Here is a 3,346-nt window from a genome sequence, read left to right as displayed (position 1 = left end):
GCATTGAGCATGTTAATCGCCGCTTGAAGATCTTCCGCATCTTATCTGGACGCTATCGCAATCGTCGTCACCGCTTTGGTTTGCGTTGCAATCTAATTGCTGGTCTCTACAATTTTGAACGCTCTCAAGGCTCCTCAGTTGGCTAATTTGCAAGAGGTCTAGTATCCCGCTGCACCATTCGTATAGTAGCAGCAAGAGTAAGGGGTTCTGGCAGTCAAAATGGCTACACCTAAAGGAACAAAACCATCATAGGGGCGGAACGAATAAAAACGGATCTGAGGTCTGTGAAAAGTCGAATTCACGGTAGACCGGACGAGAGGAGTAAGCCCTCAGAAACGGGTAGGACGGGGCGTAATTGCCCCGAGGTATTCAGAATAAACAAATTGGAGCAGACCATGATTAGACACAGCAGCAATGCGAGTGAATCTTGGAAGAAGTTAAACTGGAAGAAATTCCGCAAAGACCTATTCCGGCTACAAAGAAGAGTTTACAAAGCCGTTACAGTTGGAGACAAGCGGAAAGCCCGTTCACTGCAAAAGCTAATCGTAAAATCGCAAGCGGCAATCCTATTGGCAATACGGCAAGTAACCCAGCTAAACGCTGGGAAAAAGACTGCGGGAATTGACGGCAAAGCGTCCCTCACAAGTGAAGAACGCTTAAACCTAAGTGATAAACTTAGGGCTAACTTTACCACTTGGCAGCACCAAAGTTTACGAGAAATCGCCATCCCAAAAAAGGACGGCACAACTCGAATGCTCAAGGTGCCTACAATCGCAGACAGAGCATGGCAATGTCTGGCTAAGTTCGCCTTAGAACCAGCACACGAAGCAACCTTCCATGCTAGGAGCTATGGATTTAGACCAGGACGCTCGGCACATGATGCCCAGAGACTTTTGTTCAACAATTTAAGCTCCAGAAGCAATGGCATAGGTAAAAGAGTGATTGAGCTTGATATCGAAACATGCTTCGACCGCATCAACCACAAAGCAATAATGGACAACCTAATTGCCCCATCAGGGCTAAAGCTCGGCATATTCCGATGCCTAAAAGCAGGAACCAGTGTTGAATTTCCTGAACAAGGAACGCCTCAAGGCTGATGATATGGTGTTTATGCTCAAGCCAGAAGACAACGCAGACTTGATACTGGTCAAAATCAGCCAGTTCCTTGCCAAACGAGGCATGAACATTAGCCAAAACAAAAGGCAGCTAACCGCAACGACAGATGGATTTGATTTTCTCGGTTGGCACTTTAAAGTCCAAAACAACGGCAAGTTTAGAAGTTTCCCTTCAGTGGACAACTACAAAGCTTTCCGCAAGAAAGTCAAAGCCATAGTCAACAACTCAAACTATGGTGCAGAGGTGAAAGCTCAAAAGCTAGCGCCGCTCGTGAGAGGATGGAGGAGATACCACAGGTACTGCAAGATGGATGGGGCTAAGCATAGCCTATGGCACATCAGTCACAGGGCATGGAAGGTATTCAATCAGGAGAAGAAGCAGGATCGATACTCAACCAAGCAGTTGATTGAGAAAGCATTCCCATCTGTTCCTTACTCTGAAAACAAACACGTAAATGTCAGAGGAAATAAATCTCCCTTTGATGGCGATTTGGTCTACTGGAGTGAGCGAAACAGCAAGCTCTATGACGGTCAAACCTCTAAAGCCCTAAAAAGGCAAAACCATTCATGTGCTTCCTGCGGTCACAAATTATTATCGGACGAAAGAGTTCATCTCCACCATGCCGATGGCAACCACAACAACTGGAAGAAAGAAAACCTGTTAGCGATTCATGAGAGTTGCCATACCTATTTCCACATGGGCAAAAGCGCAAGCTAGAGAATATCGGGAGCGCAGTGCGGTGAAAGTCGCACGCTGCGATCTAATTGGGAGGGGCAGGAAGTCATATTCCTCCTCGACCCAACCATACCACCTTCAATCGTATTAATCGCACTGCCATCGGTACTCACACGCCCCCTCCCCACATTATCGAAATTGCCCGTTATCGGATTAATCGACCACAAATCCATCTCCGTTCCCGCCGCATATCCCGCCCGATTCGGCAAACTCAGAGGTGCGGGCTGCAAAAATACCATCTCCCCTGGCTGAATCGTCACCACCAGATCCGGAATCAGATTCTCTGGCAGCGCTGCCGGAGTCACCTCCCGTGGCACCTCCGTAATCCCCAACTGCCCCGTAAAGTTATTGCCCGATTGATCTTTCAGCGTCCCCGCCTTCACGAATACCGACGCATTCGGAATCGCTGTCGTCGTCACAGTCGCATCCTGCGTCGGGTCGATCGCCCTGGCGTTCGCCATATCCAGCGGCGGCAGATAAATCGGACGACCGATGACATTATTTACGCCATTAAATACATCTCGCCCCAGCAACAACGGCAACTTCTCCGCAATAAACGGATACGTTTCCGTGCCCTCCAGCCCTTCACCCCGCACCTTCAACGTATCGGCGGGCAATGCCCCATTCGCGGCAAGGGTAAACGAGCCATCCGCCGCCGTCGTCGTGCGGAGATTGCCAATTTCGATCGCTACTCCTGCTAAAGGCTGCCTTGCCGTATTCTGAATGACACCCGATATTCTGGTGGTAGAAACCGGATCTGCCACCACCCGCACCGTCACCGTCTGCGGAATCTCCTGCGTGTCGTTACTGGCGATCAAACCGAACTGATACGTGCCAATCTCCGAGGGTGTGGGCGTAAAAATCAAATTACCATTGCCATCCAGCTTCCCCGTGGGTAGATTTCCCGTGCTTTGCAGGCGATAGGTGACGCGATTGCCACTCGCATCCACGCCCGTGAGTGGCACTTCCAGATATCCCCCCGGTCGCACCGTCAAGTCCAGGTTTTGCCCCAGCGTATTTCCCACATCCCGCGTAATTGTCTGCGCGATCGTGCCCACATTCCCCGCAATATCCGTCGCCTCTACCGTCAGACTATTCGTGCCATTGGCTAAACCGACATTATCGAACTGAAATCCACCCGTACTATTGGATGTCGCGGCTGCATTCGTTGGCAATAACTTCACGCTCGTATTCGCCTCGGTAGTACCTACTAGCGTAACGGTACTGCTCGTCGTGCGCAGATCGCCCATGGGTGGCGTATCGGATTCCGCTGCCAGGTTCAAGCTCACCGTCGGTGCCTGGTTATCGAGCGTGAAGGTAAACGCAAATACGGTTTGACTGCCACTGCTATCCTTTGCCAGCAGATTCAGCGTATGCTGACCATTGCTCAGAGTGCCCCCGCAATTTGGTCGATCTGCGCCTGCGTCAACGTAAACGCACCATTGCTCAAACTCGGCAGAATATCGACATAATTTGCCACGGGCGTGCTATCGAA

1 protein-coding gene and 2 pseudogenes are annotated in these 3,346 nt (G+C 50.4%); 2 read left to right on the top strand and 1 reads right to left on the bottom strand.

Going from position 1 to position 3,346, the window contains the following annotated elements; genetic code table 11:
* Positions 1 to 146, top strand: a pseudogene (locus tag PSE6802_RS33135) (IS5/IS1182 family transposase); the annotation flags it as partial.
* 249 nt (positions 147 to 395) lie between these two features.
* Positions 396 to 1,833: pseudogene (locus PSE6802_RS35735) on the top strand (group II intron reverse transcriptase/maturase).
* Here the strand turns inward: PSE6802_RS35735 and PSE6802_RS0104345 are convergent.
* On the bottom strand, positions 1,830 to 3,140 hold the full coding sequence (locus PSE6802_RS0104345; protein ID WP_156815407.1) for an Ig-like domain-containing protein: 1,311 nt from the start codon (positions 3,138 to 3,140) through the stop codon (positions 1,830 to 1,832). The pseudogene PSE6802_RS35735 and the gene PSE6802_RS0104345 sit on opposite strands and share 4 nt — an antisense overlap.
* Positions 3,141 to 3,346: the final 206 nt, after the last annotated feature.

This window comes from Pseudanabaena sp. PCC 6802, from assembly GCF_000332175.1.
In the GTDB taxonomy this organism is placed as follows: Bacteria; Cyanobacteriota; Cyanobacteriia; order Pseudanabaenales; family Pseudanabaenaceae; genus PCC-6802.
Note: the sequence above shows the minus strand (reverse complement) of the source record. Positions and strands in the feature narration are given on the sequence as shown.